20 protein-coding genes and 1 tRNA gene are annotated in these 18,207 nt (G+C 57.8%); 12 read left to right on the top strand and 9 right to left on the bottom strand.

Annotated features, from left to right (window positions below; genetic code table 11):
- Positions 1–76 precede the first annotated feature (76 nt).
- From mutY to SVU69_07265, 3 genes are all read right to left on the bottom strand, one after another.
- Positions 77–1,150: an A/G-specific adenine glycosylase gene (gene mutY, locus SVU69_07275; GenBank protein ID MDY6942801.1), complete on the bottom strand. Its 1,074-nt coding sequence runs from the start codon at positions 1,148–1,150 to the stop codon at positions 77–79.
- Positions 1,150–3,618 carry an AsmA family protein gene (locus SVU69_07270; GenBank protein ID MDY6942800.1) on the bottom strand — a complete coding sequence of 823 codons (2,469 nt, stop codon included), beginning with the start codon at positions 3,616–3,618 and terminating at the stop codon, positions 1,150–1,152. Before SVU69_07270 ends, mutY begins: the two co-directional genes overlap by 1 nt.
- A gap of 218 nt (positions 3,619–3,836) precedes the next feature.
- Positions 3,837–3,910 (bottom strand) — tRNA-Gly (locus tag SVU69_07265).
- A gap of 153 nt (positions 3,911–4,063) precedes the next feature.
- Between SVU69_07265 and thiS the strand changes: the two genes are divergently transcribed.
- From thiS to SVU69_07240, 5 genes are all read left to right on the top strand, one after another.
- Entirely contained in the window at positions 4,064–4,264 is a 201-nt protein-coding gene (gene thiS / locus SVU69_07260) for a sulfur carrier protein ThiS (protein ID MDY6942799.1), read from the top strand.
- A 22-nt stretch (positions 4,265–4,286) separates the two neighbouring features.
- Positions 4,287–5,087 carry a thiazole synthase gene (locus SVU69_07255; GenBank protein ID MDY6942798.1) on the top strand — a complete coding sequence of 267 codons (801 nt, stop codon included), beginning with the start codon at positions 4,287–4,289 and terminating at the stop codon, positions 5,085–5,087.
- 20 nt (positions 5,088–5,107) lie between these two features.
- A complete protein-coding gene (trmB, locus tag SVU69_07250; GenBank protein ID MDY6942797.1) occupies positions 5,108–5,806 on the top strand; it encodes a tRNA (guanosine(46)-N7)-methyltransferase TrmB in 699 nt (232 codons plus the stop codon).
- Positions 5,807–5,995: 189 nt separating this feature from the next.
- The gene (locus tag SVU69_07245; protein ID MDY6942796.1) at positions 5,996–6,910 is read left to right on the top strand and encodes a phosphoribulokinase; all 915 of its coding nucleotides are present in this window, start codon (positions 5,996–5,998) and stop codon (positions 6,908–6,910) included.
- Between the two features lie 39 nt (positions 6,911–6,949).
- Positions 6,950–7,990, top strand: a complete 1,041-nt coding sequence (locus tag SVU69_07240; protein ID MDY6942795.1) for an NADP(H)-dependent aldo-keto reductase — start codon at positions 6,950–6,952, stop codon at positions 7,988–7,990.
- Between the two features lie 113 nt (positions 7,991–8,103).
- Here the strand turns inward: SVU69_07240 and SVU69_07235 are convergent, their stop codons facing one another.
- The 5 genes from SVU69_07235 to SVU69_07215 all read right to left on the bottom strand — a co-directional run bounded on the left by SVU69_07235 (position 8,104) and on the right by SVU69_07215 (position 12,301).
- Entirely contained in the window at positions 8,104–8,919 is an 816-nt protein-coding gene (locus SVU69_07235) for an ABC transporter permease (GenBank protein ID MDY6942794.1), read from the bottom strand.
- Positions 8,919–9,650 (bottom strand): ABC transporter ATP-binding protein, encoded by a 732-nt coding sequence (locus tag SVU69_07230; GenBank protein MDY6942793.1) that lies wholly within the window; start codon positions 9,648–9,650, stop codon positions 8,919–8,921. Before SVU69_07230 ends, SVU69_07235 begins: the two co-directional genes overlap by 1 nt.
- Positions 9,651–9,801: 151 nt before the next feature.
- Entirely contained in the window at positions 9,802–10,167 is a 366-nt protein-coding gene (locus SVU69_07225; GenBank protein MDY6942792.1) for a Rieske 2Fe-2S domain-containing protein, read from the bottom strand.
- A gap of 11 nt (positions 10,168–10,178) precedes the next feature.
- Entirely contained in the window at positions 10,179–11,411 is a 1,233-nt protein-coding gene (locus SVU69_07220; protein ID MDY6942791.1) for an MFS transporter, read from the bottom strand.
- A 122-nt stretch (positions 11,412–11,533) separates the two neighbouring features.
- On the bottom strand, positions 11,534–12,301 hold the full coding sequence (locus tag SVU69_07215) for an exodeoxyribonuclease III (GenBank protein MDY6942790.1): 768 nt from the start codon (positions 12,299–12,301) through the stop codon (positions 11,534–11,536).
- Positions 12,302–12,380: 79 nt separating this feature from the next.
- Between SVU69_07215 and pyrE the strand changes: the two genes are divergently transcribed.
- Both pyrE and SVU69_07205 read left to right on the top strand, forming a co-directional pair.
- Complete coding sequence (gene pyrE, locus SVU69_07210) at positions 12,381–13,022, top strand: orotate phosphoribosyltransferase (GenBank protein MDY6942789.1); 642 nt, start codon at positions 12,381–12,383, stop codon at positions 13,020–13,022.
- Between the two features lie 235 nt (positions 13,023–13,257).
- Positions 13,258–13,920, top strand: coding sequence for a DUF4124 domain-containing protein (locus tag SVU69_07205; GenBank protein MDY6942788.1), 663 nt, complete (start codon positions 13,258–13,260; stop codon positions 13,918–13,920).
- On the opposite strand, the gene argB is transcribed toward SVU69_07205, so the two are convergent.
- A complete protein-coding gene (gene argB / locus SVU69_07200; GenBank protein ID MDY6942787.1) occupies positions 13,921–14,805 on the bottom strand; it encodes an acetylglutamate kinase in 885 nt (294 codons plus the stop codon).
- A gap of 163 nt (positions 14,806–14,968) precedes the next feature.
- Here argB and pqqA point away from each other — a divergent pair, with 163 nt between their 5' ends.
- The 5 genes from pqqA (at position 14,969) to pqqE (ending at position 18,203) form a co-directional block, all read left to right on the top strand.
- The gene (gene pqqA / locus SVU69_07195; protein ID MDY6942786.1) at positions 14,969–15,043 is read left to right on the top strand and encodes a pyrroloquinoline quinone precursor peptide PqqA; all 75 of its coding nucleotides are present in this window, start codon (positions 14,969–14,971) and stop codon (positions 15,041–15,043) included.
- 110 nt (positions 15,044–15,153) lie between these two features.
- On the top strand, positions 15,154–16,068 hold the full coding sequence (gene pqqB / locus SVU69_07190; protein MDY6942785.1) for a pyrroloquinoline quinone biosynthesis protein PqqB: 915 nt from the start codon (positions 15,154–15,156) through the stop codon (positions 16,066–16,068).
- Between the two features lie 8 nt (positions 16,069–16,076).
- On the top strand, positions 16,077–16,811 hold the full coding sequence (pqqC, locus tag SVU69_07185) for a pyrroloquinoline-quinone synthase PqqC (protein ID MDY6942784.1): 735 nt from the start codon (positions 16,077–16,079) through the stop codon (positions 16,809–16,811).
- Between the two features lie 17 nt (positions 16,812–16,828).
- Entirely contained in the window at positions 16,829–17,104 is a 276-nt protein-coding gene (gene pqqD / locus SVU69_07180; protein MDY6942783.1) for a pyrroloquinoline quinone biosynthesis peptide chaperone PqqD, read from the top strand.
- A complete protein-coding gene (gene pqqE, locus SVU69_07175; protein MDY6942782.1) occupies positions 17,079–18,203 on the top strand; it encodes a pyrroloquinoline quinone biosynthesis protein PqqE in 1,125 nt (374 codons plus the stop codon). The genes pqqD and pqqE overlap by 26 nt, the downstream gene beginning before the upstream one ends.
- Positions 18,204–18,207: the final 4 nt, after the last annotated feature.

The raw sequence follows: 18,207 nt of genomic DNA, 5'->3' as shown, positions 1-18,207 counted from the left end.
CATCTAATCACGCCGAATTCCTGATCCCGTGACCATAGCCCCCCTGAGTTTGCCCTCTCCAAAACTCAAGGCTAAATCACAACGACAGCTGATTGATGAGTGCTCGGACAGGCGCGGCAAGCCCCCCTGGCGCCGGCTGGCCAATTGTATACCAAACCCCGCGTCGATAGGCAGCTTGTGGTGCATCGACTGAACCGGGAGGCATCAAGACCCTGACCGGCGTGATCTTCAAGCGTAGGTGAGTAAGAACATGCTCTATGGGGTCCCACACTTCCCGCGCCTGAACCGGAACGCCCAGATGAACACGGCACCATTCATCGACGCCTCGGGAATCAGCAACCTCAGGAAAACACCAGAGCCCGCCCCAAATTCCATCTGCCGCTCGGCGCTCCAGTAAAACCTCATCACGCGCCCGCCCGACGATGACGAAACACAGTTGCCGGGTTTTGATCCGCACCCGCCGACGGGGTGCAGGAAACGCGTGCTGCTCGCCCTGACGGTAAGCCGAGCAAAGATCCGACACGGGACACTGCGCACAGTCGGGCCGAGCCCGCGTGCACACGGTGGCACCTAGATCCATGACCGCCTGGGTGTAATCAGCCACCCTAACCCGTGGCGTCAGCGTATCGGCCATATCCCACAGTGCGCGCTGAACCCTTGCCGACGACGGATCGCCACCGATCGCGAACAGGCGACTGAGCACGCGTTTGACGTTGCCATCGAGAATGGGATGACGTCGCCCGGCGGCTAAGGCCGCAATGGCGCCGGCAGTGGAACGACCCACACCGGGTAAGTTGATCAGCTGGTCGAACTCGACCGGGAAACGGCCATCGTAGAGAGCGACCACCTGTCGGGCCGCACGGTGCAAATTTCGGGCCCGGGCGTAATAGCCCAGGCCCGACCACGCTCCCAAGACGACGTCTTCCGACGCGGCGGCCAGAGCCGTCACGTCAGGAAACCGCGCCATGAACCGCTGGTAGTACGGGATCACCGTGTTAACCTGGGTTTGCTGCAACATGATCTCACTGACCCAGACCCGGTAGGCATCACCGGTTCCCTGCCAGGGCAAATCGTGTCGCCCGGCATGGTCAAACCACCTCAGCAACCGATCGGCGAATACCGACGGGTCAGCCCCGCCCTCCCAGTCCATCAGTCGAACAGTTTGCGTAAGCCTTCGTCGATCTTCTCTTGGGCTTTTTTCTTGAGCTTTTCCTGCTCTTTTTGAAGCTTCTCATCCAACTCTTGCTGCTCTTTCTCGAGTTTCTCTTGGAGCTTCGCCGACTCCTCATCCAGCTTCTGTTGTAGCTTTTCTTGCTCGCCAGCCAGCTCTTTACGGGCTCGGGCTTCCAGCATTCCGCGCAAATCCGGCCTGACTTTTGGGCTGGTGACCGGACCGGTAATGTTAACGGGTATCGGTTGCCCCTTAAGCTGGCCGAGTATTTTATCCGCCGTACCGATTCCGGTCGTGAGTACGGTGGTGGTCACGACGTAATTCAAGTCGAGAGAGCGAACATCCAGTTGGCCCTGCCCACTGACACTGAGCAGCGGCGAGGAGAGCGTCAGCGCCCGATTGTTAAGGACTCCGTTGCCCAATTCGGCGCTACCAGTCAACTCCGTGTAAGGCGTCGTGCCTTCCACTTCCTCAGGGCCGGGGTCGAGATTCTGCAATTTGAGATAGGCGCGGCGTATCTGGTTAAGCAGATCGATACCCACGATTTCACCGTTTCGAAACTCGAAGTTCAGTTTGCCTGCGGCGGAATCGAGGAGACTGTTGAGGGTCGCACCCCGTCCCTGCAGGGAAATATCCAGATTCCCCAATCCGGTGAGATATTCACCCCCTGCAAAATCCTCCAGCAAACGGCCAATCTGCACACCCTTGACCCGAGGCGCAGCCACCATCGTGGGTTCTTTACCCGGCCGGGCGTCGACTCGAATATCAGCATCAAACGTGCCGTCGTACAACGCCGCGCGAAACGGTGAGGCTTCGAGCAAACCGTTGTTCAGACGAACCGCCACTTCGACGTCTTTCATAACAACATCCATGGCGGTCAATTCGGCGAATCTCACGCGGACGTTGGCATCGAACTGCTGTAACACCTCCAGCGGCAACTCAACATCCTCGGTGGCTTCGCCATCGTCGGGCACCGGTTCCGCTGGCACATCAGGCGCCGGCTCTTCCGCGCTTGGTGGCAGGTAGCGATCGACGTTGAGCCGATCCGCGGCGAGATCTCCGGTCACGGCCAGCTTGCCGGACCAACCGATGCCGAGATCGCCCTTGATCGTGGTCTCGTCCAGCGTCAGAAGCAGCGACTGTAACTTCGCGGCATCAAGGTTTCCCGAGAATCCGGACGTCAACGCCGCGCGTCGCAAGACCTCGGGATCACTGGTCTCAGGGATTTCAATGGCCAGCGTGGCCAGGACATCCCGCGGGGACGACTCAACCAAACGCACCGTACCGGTGTACGCCAACGCCCCGGTTAAATTTCGGACTTTGGCATCGCCCTCCACGCGGAGCCCTGCGCCTTGGATGCTCAGCTTATCGACGCGAGCGGTGTCGGCTTCCAAATCGACTGCACCGTTGAGCGCCACGTTGAGATCGTGAGGCCCACCGGGAATGGCTTCGCCTTCGGCCCTAGCGGACAACTGCAGCGCCGGAATGGTAAATTGCATGGCGTTCAGGTCGCCGGATACCTCACCGCCAAGCTCAATGTCGCTAAAGACCATCGAGGGGTCGATGGCGACGGCCGGGCTGGTTAAACGAAGGTCGCCCACCGCCAAGCGCCCATTGGCCAAATCTGCGAGCACATTCGCCGCCAGGGCGGCATCGATCTGGCCGCCGGGAATCACATCACCCCGAGCCTCGGTAGTGATGCGCAAGTCGTTGATCGCGTAGGTTTGCGCCGCCAGATCCAAACCCACTTCAGCTTTAAGCTCGGCGTGCAAACTCAACTTTGGCTCAGAACTGTCAAAATCGAAGGCAATGCTGACGGGAAAACTTTCCCCCAAATGAACCAGGCCCGTCTCGGCACTGAGATTCGTGACCCGATACAGACTGCCCGCGCGGCGATCATCCCAACTGAAAGCGGCATCGGATATTCGCACCCGGGCAACCGTCAAAGACTCCATGGAAAAACCGCCCGCCACCTCGCCGTCGGGTTCAGTTGTCACTTCGCCTTCCGGCTCCGGTTTGGGCGCAGGCTCGGCCGACTCGCTGGCGGTCAGGAGATCGTCCCAGTTGGTTCGGCCTGTCTTATCCACCGCCAGATTCAGACGCAACCCATCCAAAACGAGCGTTCCGAACTCGATATTCCGCTCGAGCAGTGGCAGCAACCGCAACCGCGCAGTGAGTTCGTTCACGGCCGCAAAGGGTTCGTCGCCAAAACCGGGCGCGTTGCTGAGACGTACCGCGCCGATCTCCAAGCCGATCCAGGGGAAGAACGCCAGCTTGATATCCCCGTCAATTCGCAACTCGCGGCCGGTTTGTTCAGCCACCAACGTTTCGATTCGATCACGATAGTCGTTGGGATCGACGAGCAGCGCGACAGCAGCAAAAGTCACCACGATGAGCAAAAGGACGATGCCGATCGCGATACCCAGAAACTTCATCAGACTTCTCATTGCGAACTCCCGCGAATTGATCGTGGCTGAAGCGCTACCCAACAATACGTTCGTGACATGCTGCCCGAGGAGTGGAGACACGCCATAACGCGTGAATGGGCAACCCGATCACCACCCGAGTTGTACTCTGGCCGACACGTAGCGAGCAAACGCAAGTGGCTTTGCATCCGTTAGGCAGACAAAGCGTAGGCAAGTTCGGATGGATCGGGCAACGGATTTGGAGCGGGTGATGGGAATCGAACCCACGTCATCAGCTTGGGAAGCTGAGGTTCTACCATTGAACTACACCCGCGTCCGGGGCCATCAAATTAAACCTTAAGATCGGCTTGTGTAAAGATCCTAAGATGATCGCCGCTCTCCCGTCAGCGGCTTCGTTCTAATAGAATAGGTGTTTACCGAAAACATTCGCACCGCCCTTGGCACTGGATGCGAACAGGTCTCAACGATGAACATTTCATTTAACGGCGAACCCAAACACGTCCCGGATCGATACACGCTCTCGCAGTTGCTGGACAGTGAGGATCTCACCGAAAGCCGCATCGCAGTGGAGATCAATGGTGAGATCGTGCCGCGCAGCGAGCACGGATCCTACAGACTTCATACCGGCGATCGCATCGAAGTCGTCCACGCCGTCGGTGGCGGCTGAGCGCTATTGGAACCCAAAACTCATGACTGAAACTGCACCGAATCCGTCCGAGCCGCTCACCATCGCGGGGCAGAACTACGCATCACGGCTGTTGGTAGGCACGGGAAAATATCGCGATCTGGAGCAAACCCGGGACGCGATCGAAGCCAGTGGGGCTGAAATTGTCACCGTGGCACTGCGGCGAACCAACATCGGTCAAAACCCGGATGCGCCGAATCTATTGGACGTCATCTCGCCCGAGACCTACACCATCTTGCCCAACACGGCAGGCTGCTACAGTGCCCGGGCCGCGGTTCGAACCTGCAAGCTGGCGCGCGAACTGCTTAACGGACACAACCTGGTCAAGCTGGAAGTTTTGGGGGATGAGAAAACCCTATACCCCAATGTCGTGGATACCCTGAAAGCCGCCGAGGAACTGATCGCCGACGATTTCCAGGTCATGGTCTACACCAGCGACGATCCCATCATCGCCAAGCAACTGGAGCAGATGGGCTGCGTGGCGGTGATGCCGCTGGCCTCCCCCATTGGTTCGGGTTTGGGTGTGACCAATCCATGGAACATTCTGACCATCGTCGAAAACGCCAATGTCCCCATCATTGTCGATGCCGGCGTGGGGACCGCATCGGACGCCGCCATCGCGATGGAATTGGGTTGTGACGGAGTGCTCATGAACACGGCCATTGCCAGCGCCAAACACCCGGTATTGATGGCCTCGGCCATGAAAAAAGCAGTGGAAAGTGGTCGCGAAGCCTTTCTGGCCGGCCGGATTCCACGCAAGCGCTACGCCAGCGCCTCATCACCGGTGGAAGGCACCATTTCCTGATCAATCATCTGAAACCCACCATGTCGGATACCTCAACCCAGCCCGTACAACAGCGCCGCGTGCGCAGTTTCGTCCGCCGCGAAGGTCGCCTCACGGACGCCCAACAGCGCGCACTGGAGACCCTGCTTGAGCGCTTCTCCCTGGCAACGACAGAAGGGCCGATCGACCCCATGGCGAACTTCGCTCGCCATGCGCCGTTGACCATCGAGATCGGATTCGGCAACGGCGAGGCACTCTCGGCCATGGCAGCCAACCAACCCGAGCACGATTTCATCGGCATCGAGGTTCATCGCCCGGGCGTCGGTCGTCTGCTGAACCAATTGGATGAGCAGGAATTGAACAATGTCCGCATCGTCATGGGTGATGCCGTCGAATTCCTAAAGCGTCACATCGCCACGGCCAGCGTTTCGCGATTCAACGTCTACTTCCCCGACCCCTGGCCCAAAAAGCGCCATCATAAACGTCGGATCATCCAGGACGAGTTCCTAACCCTGTTGGCGGACCGACTGCTTGTGGGCGGCCTGCTGCATCTTGCCACCGACTGGGAAGACTACGCGGAACACATGCTGGCCACATTGGAACGATCGAAAGCGTTCCAGAATCTGGCCTCACACGGACGCTATGCCGAACGGCCCGCCGAACGGCCACTGACTCGTTTTGAACAGCGCGGATTGCGCCTAGGCCACTGCGTGCGAGACCTGATGTTCACGCGCTGTTGACGCGCTGACGATCCTTTCATTGAACCCCGCCTTGCAGAACGGGCCCACCACGCATCCTTCAAACTATGATAAAAAAGCAGGTTGGCGCCGATTCGACGCCTTAGCGGAATTGTCCGCGGAAACAGGTTCGTACCCAGCGAACCGAAGCCGACTGACTCAGTTTCCCGAGTCGCCACCAGGTTGTAACGTATGTCGAGTGAACACCCGATTATCGCCGTGACCGGTTCTTCCGGAGCCGGCACCAGTACCACGCGCGGCGCGTTTGAACACATTTTCAAACGCATGGAGTTGAAAGCGGTCGTGATCGAAGGCGACAGTTTTCACGCCCATGATCGTGAAAGCATGGAACAGCAGATCCACCGGGCGACCATTCGGGGCGAAAAATTCAGTCACTTCGGACCGGCCGCTAACCGGCTCGATAAACTGGAAACGCTGTTTCGCGACTACGGCACCCACGGCCAAGGCGAATTCCGCCGTTATTTGCACACCGACGCCGAAGCCAGCGCCTACGGTCAGAAGGCCGGTACCTTCACACCCTGGGAAAATATTCCTTCGGATACTGATTTGATGCTCTATGAAGGCCTGCACGGCGGCGTCATCACCGACAGCATCAATATCGAGCAACACGTCGATTTGCTCATCGGGGTCGTACCCATCATCAATCTGGAGTGGATCCAGAAAATCCATCGGGACACCCAAGACCGAGGCTACAGCCACGAACGCGTCACGGACACGATTCTGCGACGTATGCACGACTACGTGCACTACATCGTCCCCCAATTTTCTCACTCGGATATCAACTTCCAACGCGTCCCCACCGTCGACACCTCCAACCCGTTTATCGCCAAAGACATCCCGACCGCTGATGAGAGCTTTGTGGTCATTCGCTTTAAGGACCCTCGCAAGCTCCCGGTGGATTTCCCGTATCTTTTGAGCATGCTGAATGGCTCGTTCATGTCGCGAAGAAATACCATCGTCGTGCCCGGTGGAAAACTGGGTTTCGCCATGGAGGTGGTATTGATGCCCATCATTGAGGAAATGATCGCGAAGAAAAAATCGGCCCGCCGACGGGACCCCGAGAACAACGGTTCACTCGAGCATTAACAGCGCACGATAAACCCGCGCGAGCAAGGAGCACCGGCCATGCAATATCGACGACTTGGACGATCAGATCTGAAGGTCAGTGAGATTTGCCTGGGCACGATGACCTTCGGCGAACAGAACACCGAAGAACAGGCCCATCAGCAACTGGATTACGCCCTCGAGGCGGGCATCAACTTCATCGATACCGCGGAAATGTATCCCGTGCCGCCCAAAGGCGAAACCCAGGGCCGAACCGAGACCTACATTGGCAACTGGCTCAGCCGACGGGGCGGCCGGGACCAATTGATTATCGCCAGCAAAGTCGCAGGCCGGGCCAATTGGCTGCCCTGGATTCGTGATGGCCAGCCCCGCCTTGATCGCCCAAACATCAAAGCAGCAGTCGAAACCAGTCTGAAACGGCTGCAAACCGACTATATCGACCTTTATCAACTCCATTGGCCGGACCGCAGCACCAACTTTTTCGGCAAACTCGGCTACACCCACAGAGATGAAGAAACCAACGTTCCCATTGCTGAAACCCTCGCCGCGCTGGGCGAACTGGTCGCTGAGGGGAAAATCCGCCACATCGGCCTTTCCAACGAAACGCCTTGGGGCACGATGCGGTTTTTGGAAGTCAGCGAACGCCTCGGTTTACCCCGGGTGGTCAGTATTCAGAACCCTTACAATCTGCTCAACCGAACCTTTGAAATCGGCTTGGCCGAAGTCGTACATCGCGAAGACGTCCCCTTATTGGCTTACTCCCCCATGGCTTTCGGCGTGCTTTCGGGAAAATATCTAGCGGGGCAGCGCCCAGCCGGAGCCCGCTTAACGCTATTCGAACGCTTCAGCCGTTACACCAATGCCGAAGCCGAAAAAGCCACCGTGGCATACGTGGAACTGGCGCGCGAGCACGGCCTGAATCCGGCGCAAATGGCCTTGGCGTACGTCAACTCGCGCCCATTTTTGGGGGCTAACATCATCGGTGCGACGAGCATGGAGCAATTACGGGCGAACGTTAAAAGCATGGAACTGACCCTATCCGATGAAGTGCTCAAGTCCATTGAAGCCATTCATAAGGAACACCCCAACCCCGCGCCTTAGTAGGACACTGAAACCTCGGCGCATGCATCCTTGAAGCGAGAAAGGCGATTCGGCGCCATACCGGTGACCCAATAACCCAAAACCGCCGGCGCCAACTCAACTCGGGCCAACCTTTATTCCCCTTGTTGAAGCAATAGCCCCCGCTCCCGCGCGATGCGAAAGGTCCATAAAAAGACGCCCACACCGATACCCAGAAACGCCAAGTTCAAACCCACCGCCCAAAGCATGTGGGCCAAGTGAAAGGTTTGCGTGAACATCACACTGCGCATGCCTTCAAACACATGGGCGGTGGGTAACAACCAGGCCACCGGTTGCAACCAGGCCGGTAAGGTTTCGATGGGATAATAGATACCGCTGATCGGCGCCAGCGCGAAAATCGACGCCCAGGCGATGCTCTCTGCGCCCAAGCCGTAGCGCAGCAGCAAAGCGGAAACGATCAAACCCATACTCCAGCCAAAGGCCAACAAGTTGGCGAAAAAACCCACCAGCGGCAATCCCAAACCGAAAATGGAATAGCCAAAAAACGGAATGGCCAACAGCGCGGCCGCGCCGATGCCAATAAGCGTTCTCAACATGCTGATCAACAACAGGCCAGCCACCATTTCCCAAGGACGCAGCGGACTGACGAACAGTTGAGCCAGATTGCGGGCGTAGATCTCCTCCAAAAACACCACAAACACGCCGAGTTGACTGCGAAACACCACATCCCACAGTAAAACGGCGGCGATGAACACGCCGGCCGCCTGCGCCACCCAAGTCACCTGCCCCGCCATGAACTGGGTGATAAAGCCCCAGATGATCATCTGGACGGTCGGCCAATAGGCCTGTTCCAGCACGCGCGGCCACGAACCGCGAAGCAAATACAAATAGCGCAGTAGCATCGCGTAGACGCGGTTGAGTGATCCCAGAATCGTTGATGCGACGGCCATCAATCTGCGCCCTCTCGCGCGATGTCCAAAAAAACCGCCTCCATATCGCCGCGACCGAAGCGCTGCATGAGCGCATCCGGGCTGCCTTCGACGACGACTTCCCCGGCCCGCATCACCACGGCGTGATCGCACAGCTGCTCGACTTCGCGCATATTGTGCGAGGCCAGCAACATACTCCCACCCGTTCGATCCCGATAATCCATTAAGTAGCGACGCAACCGGTCGGCGGTATCCGGGTCCAAAGACGCCGTCGGTTCATCGAGTAACAGCAATTCCGGTTGATTCAACATCGATTTCGCCAGTGCCACCCGCGTTCGCTGACCGGCAGACAGAGAACGGTACGGCCGATCCAAAAATTGCTTGAGATCGAGCTCTTCGGCCAATTCCAAAATGCGCTCTTTGCGGTGACGAACGCCATACAGGCGCGAGTAAACAGAAAGGTTTTCCCACACTGTAAGTCGCTGCGGCAAATCGACATAAGGGGAGGAAAAATTCATACGCGGCAGCACACGATGCCGATGGCGCAACATATTCTCCCCAAGAATCTGGATCTGGCCGGCCGTTGGAACCAACAAACCCAACAGCATGGCAATGGTGGTGGTCTTTCCCGCGCCATTGCCCCCCAACAAGGCCGTGATGGACCCGGACGCCACCTGAAAACTAACATCCGAAACTGCACGTATGCTGCCGAACCGCTTGCACAATCCCTGCGCCAAGACCACCGGCTGCATTACTGATGTCGCTCCATGGGGTTTTTTACTATTCTTGCTCGGTAGCGTACCGCTAATCCAATCATGGCTGCTGGGTAATTCTCCACAATCACAAAATTCACTTTGCCGATTATCGGCTGCCGATCTTCACCGCAGTTCCATCACCGACAAACTAGTTTGCAGCACGCTCTAGCATGACGGCATCTGTCAGCCAAATTTCATCGCCGCGCCGCTCGATCGCAACGGGCACCAGATTCTGCCCCCGACAGGGCCCGTGAAGACACAAACCGTCTTCAAATCGAAACTGGGCGAAGTGCAACGCACATTGGATCAGAGACTTGTCCAGGCTCAACACCTGACCAGGCTGCCAATCCATGGGGGCGCCGGTGTGCGGACAACTGTTCTCGTAAGCCCAGATCTCCTTGTCCCGCCGAACGATAAAAAATTTGGCGCCCTGGTACGGATCACCGAAATGAAACCCTCGGCTGCCGGGGTCTTCAATCTCATCGTAACGGCATAATCGCAGCGGCTCTAACATGCGTCCCTCGGTCAGTCGGTGCTCACCGTCGATGCCTTTTGAGATGGCATCGCTTGGGGACGCGCTTCCGCCCGAATGACCACGGCCCGCATGCGCCAAACCAACCAAATGCCGGGCCAAGCGAGCAAAAATGTCATTGAAAAGAAGTTGGCCCAACCCACCGCATCCACTACCAGACCCGAGGGGGGGCCGATAAACACGCGGGCCATGGAAGCGAACGCCGTAAACAGCGCGTATTGGGTGGCCGTGTAGCGATGGTCACATAAGGCCATCAGCAGCGCCACGAACGCCACCGTTCCCATGCCACCGGCCAGGTTTTCTCCCGCAATGGCCGCTACCATCAGCGGATAGTTTTTACCCGTAACGGCCAAACCCACGAATAGCAAATTGGTCACCGCCTGCAGCACGCCGAACAGCAGCAACGCCCGCACCAATCCCATTCGCACCATCAGGCTGCCACCGACCAGGGCGCCGGCCAAAGTGGCCAATACGCCCATACCCTTGTTGATCGCACCCACATCGGTGGGCGTAAAACCCGCGCCTTTTATCAAGAACGCCGTGGTCAGTGTCCCGGCGAAAGCGTCTCCAAACTTGTATAGAACAATCAACGCCAACAACGCCAACGCCCCCGGACGTGACAGAAATTCGCTCAGGGGCGCAACAACCGCCTCCTTGAGGGATCGAGGCCCCACGTTGTCGCCTTCCGGCTCCGGAGAAATCAGGGTGACAAGCATCATCAACGCCATCACCGCCGCCATCAGACGATAGGTCAACTGCCACCCGACCTGGTCGGCCAGAATCAAAGCCAGCGCACCCGATACCAGCATGGCGACACGGTAGCCCAATACCGAAACAGCGGCCCCCAGACCACGCTCTGGCGGACGCAGAACATCCGTGCGATAGGCATCAAAAACAATGTCCTGCGATGCGGAAAAAAATGCGATCCACAACGCCGCGGCACCAAGTGCCATCACCGCATCACCGGGAGAGAGCGTGGCCATGAACGCCAGGCCCGTCAGCACAGCAAACTGCGTTAAGAGCAACCAGCCACGCCGGCGCCCGAACCACGGCGGCACATAGCGATCCATGATCGGTGCCCAAAGAAACTTGATTGTGTAGGGCAGTCCTACCAGGGAGAACACGCCGATGGTCTTGATATCGACATCCGCCGTCGCCAACCACGCCTGCAGGGTGCCACCGCTTAACGCCAACGGCAGACCCGAGGCAAACCCCAACGCCAACATCGCAGCAACGCGGGGGTTGGTCAGAATCTCACGGTAATCATGCCGCACGGCGCACGCCATTGATTTTATTGATGTACGGCACGTGCACTGAGCCGGTTCGCCGACAATGCCACGGGGCCGGGCTAATCGGCATAGTCGATAGTCAAAGGTGCGTGGTCGGAAAAGCGTTGATCTTTGTAGATCGCAGCGTGCTGAATTCGCTCCTTCATGCCGGGGGTCACCACATGATAGTCAATACGCCACCCCACATTGTTGTCCCACGCCCGCCCCCGGTTCGACCACCAAGTGTACTGATCCGACTCTTGATTCACGACCCGAAAGGCATCGACGAATCCGGCCGGGCCGAACAACTCGTCCATCCACGCCCGCTCCTCCGGCAGGAAACCCGAGTTCTTTTGGTTCGAACGCCAGTTCTTCAAATCGATGGCTTTGTGGGCGATATTCCAATCACCGCAAATGACATAGTCGCGAGACGTTTCGTGTAGGGACCTCAAGAAGGGCATGAACCGATCCATCACGCCGAACTTCACTTGTTGCCGAGTGTCGCTGGAGGAACCGGACGGCATATATAAAGAGACCACTGCAAGATCGCCGAACCGCGCTTCCAAATAACGTCCTTCCGCGTCCACATCCGGCCAACCCAATCCCACCTGTAGATCATCGGGCTCCCGGCGGCTGTACAACGCCACCCCGCTATACCCTGGTTTCACGGCATCGTGGTAGTGCACGAAATAGCCCGGCGGATGAAATACCGGATCTTTGAGCTGATGAATCTGGGCTTTGGTTTCCTGAACGCAAACCACATCGGCTTGTTGTTGCTCCAGCCAGTCGAAAAAACCCTTGCGTGCGGCGGCTCGTATACCGTTGACGTTGACAGTGATGATGCGCATTGGCTTCCTGAGCGAAAACGAGTGTCGCCGTGTATCATAACGCGTGCCCATGATCACACAACCGCAAAGCCGAGCGACCATGCCCCACAACCGCCAAGAATTCATTCGCTTCGCCATCGAAGGCAATGCCCTGCGTTTCGGTCAGTTCACCCTAAAATCCGGCCGCATCAGCCCCTACTTCTTCAATGCGGGTGAGTTCAATACCGGCGCCGCTCTCGCGCGTCTGGGCCGTTTTTACGCCGATGCCCTGATGGCGTCGGACCTGGAATTCGATATGGTGTTCGGACCGGCATACAAGGGCATCCCGTTGGTTTCAGCCACCGCTGTCGCGTTGGCGGATCGGCATCAACGCAACGTACCTTGGTGCTTCAACCGCAAGGAAATCAAAGACCATGGCGAAGGCGGACAACTGGTCGGTGCCCCCTTACAAGGCCGGGTCGTCATCATCGACGATGTCATGACAGCCGGTACCGCCGTGCGGGAATCCATCGACATCATTCAAGCGGCCGGTGCCGATCCCGTGGGGGTCGTGGTCTGCCTGGACCGCCAGGAACGCGGTCCAAACCAGTTATCGGCGGTGCAGGAGGTCCAACAGAACCTGGGCCTGGGCGTGATCAGCATCGCCAACTTGGACGACATACTCAGCCACTTGCGTCAAACGGCCGACAACAGCGGCATGTTGGCGTCCGTCGAGGACTACCGGCGAAAATACGGCGCTTAGAACCCGCCGATTTGACGGATATTCCACCGATCCGGAAAGTCCGGCTAAAGCTTTCTCAAGAAGCTGCCGCTAACACCTAGGCGTGTACGAAAAAACGAGGCGCCAAGCGGTTGCCGCCGCTCCCCCAGAGCCCAACGCGACAGCCCTCTGACGGGGACACTTTATTTCAGTGTCGATCGTGAGCTTTGAGCTTGTCGCCTCGAAAGAATAATGGCTAGCGACCCTTATAACGATAATGAAAGGGGAACGCGACATGATCACTCGTCTAACAATCGCCTTCATCGGCGCTTTCCTGCTTGCCTCAGGCAACGGGCCCGTATTTGCTGCCGGCAAGATGTACAAATGGGTCGATGCCAACGGCAATGTTCATTATGGCGACCGAGTGCCGCCCGAGAACGCCGAGCATCGCCGCTCTGAAATCAACAAACACGGCCGCACCGTCCAAGTCTTCGAAGCCAAGACGCAGCAATCAGAGGCCGAACTCGCCGAGCAAGAAAGAGTGGAGGCGGCCGCCGCCGAGCGCGCTCGCAAAGACGCTATCTTACTGCGCACCTACGCCAGCGAAGCCGAAATTGTCGATGCCCGCCAGACCCGTTTGCGCGACCTGCAAGTCCTGGTCGACTACGCCCAACAGCAGCGAGCCCAAATCTTGCAAAAACTGGCTGACCAGAAAGCTCAAGCTGTGCAGTACTCCCAAAAGGATCGTGACATACCAGCTTACCTCGAAGCCAGCATGGGCAAGAACCGATCCGAACTGGAGGCCACCGAGCGCTACATTGCCACTCGCAAAGCGGAAATGAAAACCAACTCCGAACGCTTCGGCGCCGACCTGCAGCGCTTTCGCGAACTGCAAAGCGGTGCTCGCGCACCTGGGGCGATGGTCTCTTCAGAGCCGTAATCAAAGACCGCGAATCAGCGTTCCAACCCCCTCGTCGGTAAACAACTCCAGTAAAACGGCGTGCTCGACCCGGCCGTCCACAATGTGGGCGGCCCGCACCCCACTCTGGACCGCCTCCAAGGCACAGCGGATCTTGGGAAGCATGCCCCCGGATATGGTGCCATCCTGAATCAAATCATCGACCTGTTGCGCAGAAAGACCCGTAAGCAGTCCCCCTTGCTTGTCCAGCACCCCAGGTGTATTGGTCAGCAGCATCAGCTTCTCGGCCTGCATCACCTGAGCGATCTTGCCGGCCACCAGATCGGCATTGATGTTGTAGGAGCAGCCATCTTCGCCCACGCCAATGGGCGCTATCACGGGAATAAAATCACCCTGATCGAGCATTTGCACGATTTCAGGGTTGACGCTCTCAACCGCGCCGACATAACCGATATCCGAGAGCGCATCGCCTCCACCGACATCCAGGGTCAACTTACGCGCGCGGATCAGATTGCCATCTTTACCGCTCAATCCCACCGCTCGACCGCCGTGGTTGTTGATCAGCGTGACAATTTCCTTGTTCACCAAACCACCGAGCACCATTTCCACCACGTCCATGGTCTCGCTGTCGGTCACGCGCATTCCTTCGACGAATCGGGATTCCTTGCCGATGCGCTCCAACAAGCGACCGATCTGCGGGCCGCCCCCATGCACCACCACCGGGTCGATACCCACCAGCTTCATCAACACGATATCGCGAGCAAATCCACTTTTGAGTCGCTCATCCACCATGGCGTTGCCGCCGTATTTGATGACCACCGTGCGACCGGCGAACCGCCTGATGTACGGAAGCGCCTCGGTCAAAACCCGGGCAACATTCATTGCGGCTTCGGAATTCAAGGCCATGAAATCAATCTCCGGCTTGGCAAGGAATGGCTATTATAGGCGGGAATGGCATCCGACGACCTTGGCACCGGAAGCGTCCGGCAGTAACATGGGGCGTTCGGAGGAACAAACTTTTTACCCGAGTGTCCACGATACGGACACCTAAAAGGAAAGGATAAAACCGATGAACTGGACCAAACCCGCCTATCAGGACATACGACTGGGTTTCGAAGTCACCATGTACATCTTCAACCGCTAAGCCGGCTGATCGACAAACCCTACCGACGGCCCGGCGCACGCTAAAACTGCATGTTCCGGGCCGTCGCCGTTTAACGGACCCTCAATGAGCCCACTCGGGCCGAGCAAGCCATGCGAATTCACGTCCTTGGATCAGGGGCAGGCGGCGGTTTCCCACAATGGAACTGCAATTGCGACAACTGCGCCGGATATCGGCGTGGGGAAATCCAGGCATCGCCCCGCACCCAATCCTCCATTGCCGTCAGCGGCGATGGAATCCAGTGGGTTCTGATCAACGCCTCACCCGACATCCGCCAGCAGATCATCGCCACTCCGGAACTGCAACCGGCCCGCGCCAAACGGGATTCCGGCATCGTGGCGGTTGTGCTCATGGACAGCCAGATCGACCATACCGCCGGCCTTCTGACGCTCCGGGAATCAAGTCAGCCGCTAGCGCTGTATTGCACCGATCAGGTCTATCAGGATCTTACCAGCGGCTTTCCGGTCTTGAGCATGCTCAACCACTACTGCGGCGTCAACTGGCAACGGATCGACCTGGAGCAACCGCAATTCGAGATTCCTCAGGTGGCCGGTTTACGTTTCGTACCCGTGCCCTTGTCCAGCAAAGCCCCCCCTTATTCACCGCACCGGGAAGATGCCCACTGGGGGGACAACATCGGCGTGAAAATCGAGGACAAAAAAACGGGACAATCTGCGTTCTACGCACCTGGGCTCGGGAACTTCGAGCCGCATCTTTTACCCTATATGGAAAACGCCGACCTACTCTTGGTCGACGGCACCACCTGGACGGACGATGAAATGCAACGTCGCGGCGTGGGAATGAAACGGGCATCGGAGATGGGTCACCTCGCACAGAGCGGACCGAACGGCATGATTGAATTGCTCCGACCCTTGAAAAAGCCGCGTAAGGTATTGATACACATCAATAACACCAATCCAATATTAGACGAGAATTCCAACGAGCGCGCCGAACTGGCACGCGAAGGCATTGAAGTCGCCTACGACGGCATGGATTTCACACTGTAAGGGCACCCATGACACTGGCCAGCGAAACCCAACCCTGGACGCGGGAAGAATTCGAAGCACACTTGCGCGCGCTGGAGCGGCGTTATCACATCTACCATCCGTTTCAAAGCCAAATGGCCACGGGCCAGCTCAACCGGGAGCAGATACAAGGCTGGGTCGCCAACCGCTTTTACTATCAGATCAATATCCCGCTGAAAGATGCCGCATTGCTAGCGAAATGCCCCGATCGCGAGATTCGGCGGGAATGGATTCAACGCATACTCGATCATGACGGACGCACAGGCGATGAAGGCGGCATTGAGGCCTGGATCCGCCTGGGCGAAGCGGTTGGCTTGAGCAGGGAAGAACTGGAATCCCAAACGCACGTGTTGCCGGGCGTTCGCTTTGCCGTCGATGCCTATGTGAATTTCGTCCGCCGAGCCCGTTGGCAGGAAGGCATCTGCTCTTCACTGACCGAACTGTTCGCGCCGAAGATCCACCAGGAGCGGCTGAATACCTGGCCCGAACACTACCCGTGGATCGATCAGGAAGGTCTGCAGTACTTCCGCAACCGCCTAAAGGAAGCGCGTCGCGACGTGGACCATGGTCTGACCTTTACGTTGGAGTACTTCCACACCCGCGAACACCAGGAACGGGCCCTACAGATTTTGCAGTTCAAGCTGGATGTCCTTTGGACCATGCTAGATGCCATGTACATGGCCTACTGCTTGAATATGCCGCCCTACTTCAATGTGGACGACTAGAAACCGTCCGGACGCCTATGCCCGCAAGCCCTGACCATCGAATCGGCCTTCGGCCCGGCTACCGCTTACAGTGGGAACCGGCGCAGGACAGCCATGTATTGCTTTATCCCGAAGGCATGGTGCGCTTGAACCCGAGCGCAGCCGAAATTCTCAAACGTTGCGACGGCAGCCTGACCGAAGCGGAAATCATCTCGAATTTGCAACACGCCTTTCCGGATGTCGACCTGCAGGCCGACGTGATTGAATTTCTGAGTACCGCGAAGGCCAATGGCTGGATCCATGAAGATGGCTGACTCAAATCCGCCGCTGTGGCTGTTGGCCGAGCTGAGCTACGCCTGCCCGCTGCAATGCCCTTACTGCAGCAACCCGGTCAATTTCTCTCGGACCAAAGCGGAACTCACCACGGCGCAATGGATTGACGTGTTCCAGCAGGCACGGGCGTTGGGTGCCGCGCAACTGGGATTATCCGGCGGCGAACCAGCCACCCGGCGCGACTTGGAAACCCTGGTTGAACACGCGCGGGAACTGGGTTTTTACACCAACCTCATCACCTCTGGAGTCGGCCTCGACCGTGAGCGCATCGCAGCGCTCAAATCCGCGGGGCTGGATCACATCCAAGTCAGCTTCCAGGCAGCAACACGGGAGCTCAACGATCACCTGGCGGGAACGCGCGCATTCGAGCACAAGCTGGATATCGCCCGGGCGGTTAAATCCGTCGGTTACCCCATGGTCTTATGCTTTGTGTTGAACCGCCACAATCTGCACCAGATCCCCGACATGCTGCGCCTGGCGCAGAGTCTGGACGCCGATTATGTGGAGCTGGCAACCACGCAATACTACGGTTGGGCGCTTATAAACCGGTCCGCGCTGTTACCCACGCGGACCCAACTGGAACAAGCGGAGAAAGACGTTGAGGTGTTTCGGGCCGACTACCAGGGCGCGATGAAAATTTATTATGTCGTGCCCGATTATTACGAAAAGCGGCCAAAGGCTTGTATGAATGGTTGGGGAAAGCTGGCTTTGAATATCACCCCCGATGGCACCGCACTCCCCTGCCACGCGGCGCAAGTGATTCCGGGTTTGGAATTTCCCAACGTCAAGGACCATGCTCTGCGCACCATCTGGTACGAGTCCGCCGCCTTCAATCAGTATCGCGGCGACGCGTGGATGAAAACTCCCTGCCGCACCTGCCCGGAAAAATCCAAAGATCTCGGCGGCTGTCGCTGCCAAGCGTATCTGTTGACCGGTGATGCCGCCAACGCCGATCCGGTTTGCGATAAATCACCCCATCACGGGCTCATTCAAAACATCACGGCCGAGGCGGCGTCCGAACCAAACGCACCGTTGGTTTTCCGCACCCCGAAAAACTCTAAAAAGCTCAGCGAACGCTAAACCC

The organism is Pseudomonadota bacterium, from assembly GCA_034189865.1.
Classification (GTDB): Bacteria; Pseudomonadota; Gammaproteobacteria; order UBA5335; family UBA5335; genus JAXHTV01.
This window is presented reverse-complemented; position numbering and strand designations above follow the sequence as displayed.

What these genes read in the sequence shown, in the direction of transcription:
- thiS (MDY6942799.1), top strand. Translation starts at nt 4,064, where the DNA reads ATGAACATTTCATTTAACGGCGAACCCAAACACGTCCCGGATCGATAC.
- SVU69_07235 (MDY6942794.1), bottom strand. Translation starts at nt 8,919, where the DNA reads ATGGCCGTCGCATCAACGATTCTGGGATCACTCAACCGCGTCTACGCG.
- SVU69_07240 (MDY6942795.1), top strand. Translation starts at nt 6,950, where the DNA reads ATGCAATATCGACGACTTGGACGATCAGATCTGAAGGTCAGTGAGATT.
- argB (MDY6942787.1), bottom strand. Translation starts at nt 14,805, where the DNA reads ATGGCCTTGAATTCCGAAGCCGCAATGAATGTTGCCCGGGTTTTGACC.
- SVU69_07230 (MDY6942793.1), bottom strand. Translation starts at nt 9,650, where the DNA reads ATGCAGCCGGTGGTCTTGGCGCAGGGATTGTGCAAGCGGTTCGGCAGC.
- SVU69_07220 (MDY6942791.1), bottom strand. Translation starts at nt 11,411, where the DNA reads ATGTTGGCGTTGGGGTTTGCCTCGGGTCTGCCGTTGGCGTTAAGCGGT.
- SVU69_07255 (MDY6942798.1), top strand. Translation starts at nt 4,287, where the DNA reads ATGACTGAAACTGCACCGAATCCGTCCGAGCCGCTCACCATCGCGGGG.
- trmB (MDY6942797.1), top strand. Translation starts at nt 5,108, where the DNA reads ATGTCGGATACCTCAACCCAGCCCGTACAACAGCGCCGCGTGCGCAGT.
- pqqE (MDY6942782.1), top strand. Translation starts at nt 17,079, where the DNA reads ATGGCTGGATCCATGAAGATGGCTGACTCAAATCCGCCGCTGTGGCTG.
- SVU69_07225 (MDY6942792.1), bottom strand. Translation starts at nt 10,167, where the DNA reads ATGTTAGAGCCGCTGCGATTATGCCGTTACGATGAGATTGAAGACCCC.
- SVU69_07245 (MDY6942796.1), top strand. Translation starts at nt 5,996, where the DNA reads ATGTCGAGTGAACACCCGATTATCGCCGTGACCGGTTCTTCCGGAGCC.
- SVU69_07205 (MDY6942788.1), top strand. Translation starts at nt 13,258, where the DNA reads ATGAAAGGGGAACGCGACATGATCACTCGTCTAACAATCGCCTTCATC.
- pqqD (MDY6942783.1), top strand. Translation starts at nt 16,829, where the DNA reads ATGCCCGCAAGCCCTGACCATCGAATCGGCCTTCGGCCCGGCTACCGC.
- pqqB (MDY6942785.1), top strand. Translation starts at nt 15,154, where the DNA reads ATGCGAATTCACGTCCTTGGATCAGGGGCAGGCGGCGGTTTCCCACAA.
- SVU69_07215 (MDY6942790.1), bottom strand. Translation starts at nt 12,301, where the DNA reads ATGCGCATCATCACTGTCAACGTCAACGGTATACGAGCCGCCGCACGC.
- SVU69_07270 (MDY6942800.1), bottom strand. Translation starts at nt 3,618, where the DNA reads ATGAGAAGTCTGATGAAGTTTCTGGGTATCGCGATCGGCATCGTCCTT.
- mutY (MDY6942801.1), bottom strand. Translation starts at nt 1,150, where the DNA reads ATGGACTGGGAGGGCGGGGCTGACCCGTCGGTATTCGCCGATCGGTTG.
- pqqC (MDY6942784.1), top strand. Translation starts at nt 16,077, where the DNA reads ATGACACTGGCCAGCGAAACCCAACCCTGGACGCGGGAAGAATTCGAA.
- pyrE (MDY6942789.1), top strand. Translation starts at nt 12,381, where the DNA reads ATGCCCCACAACCGCCAAGAATTCATTCGCTTCGCCATCGAAGGCAAT.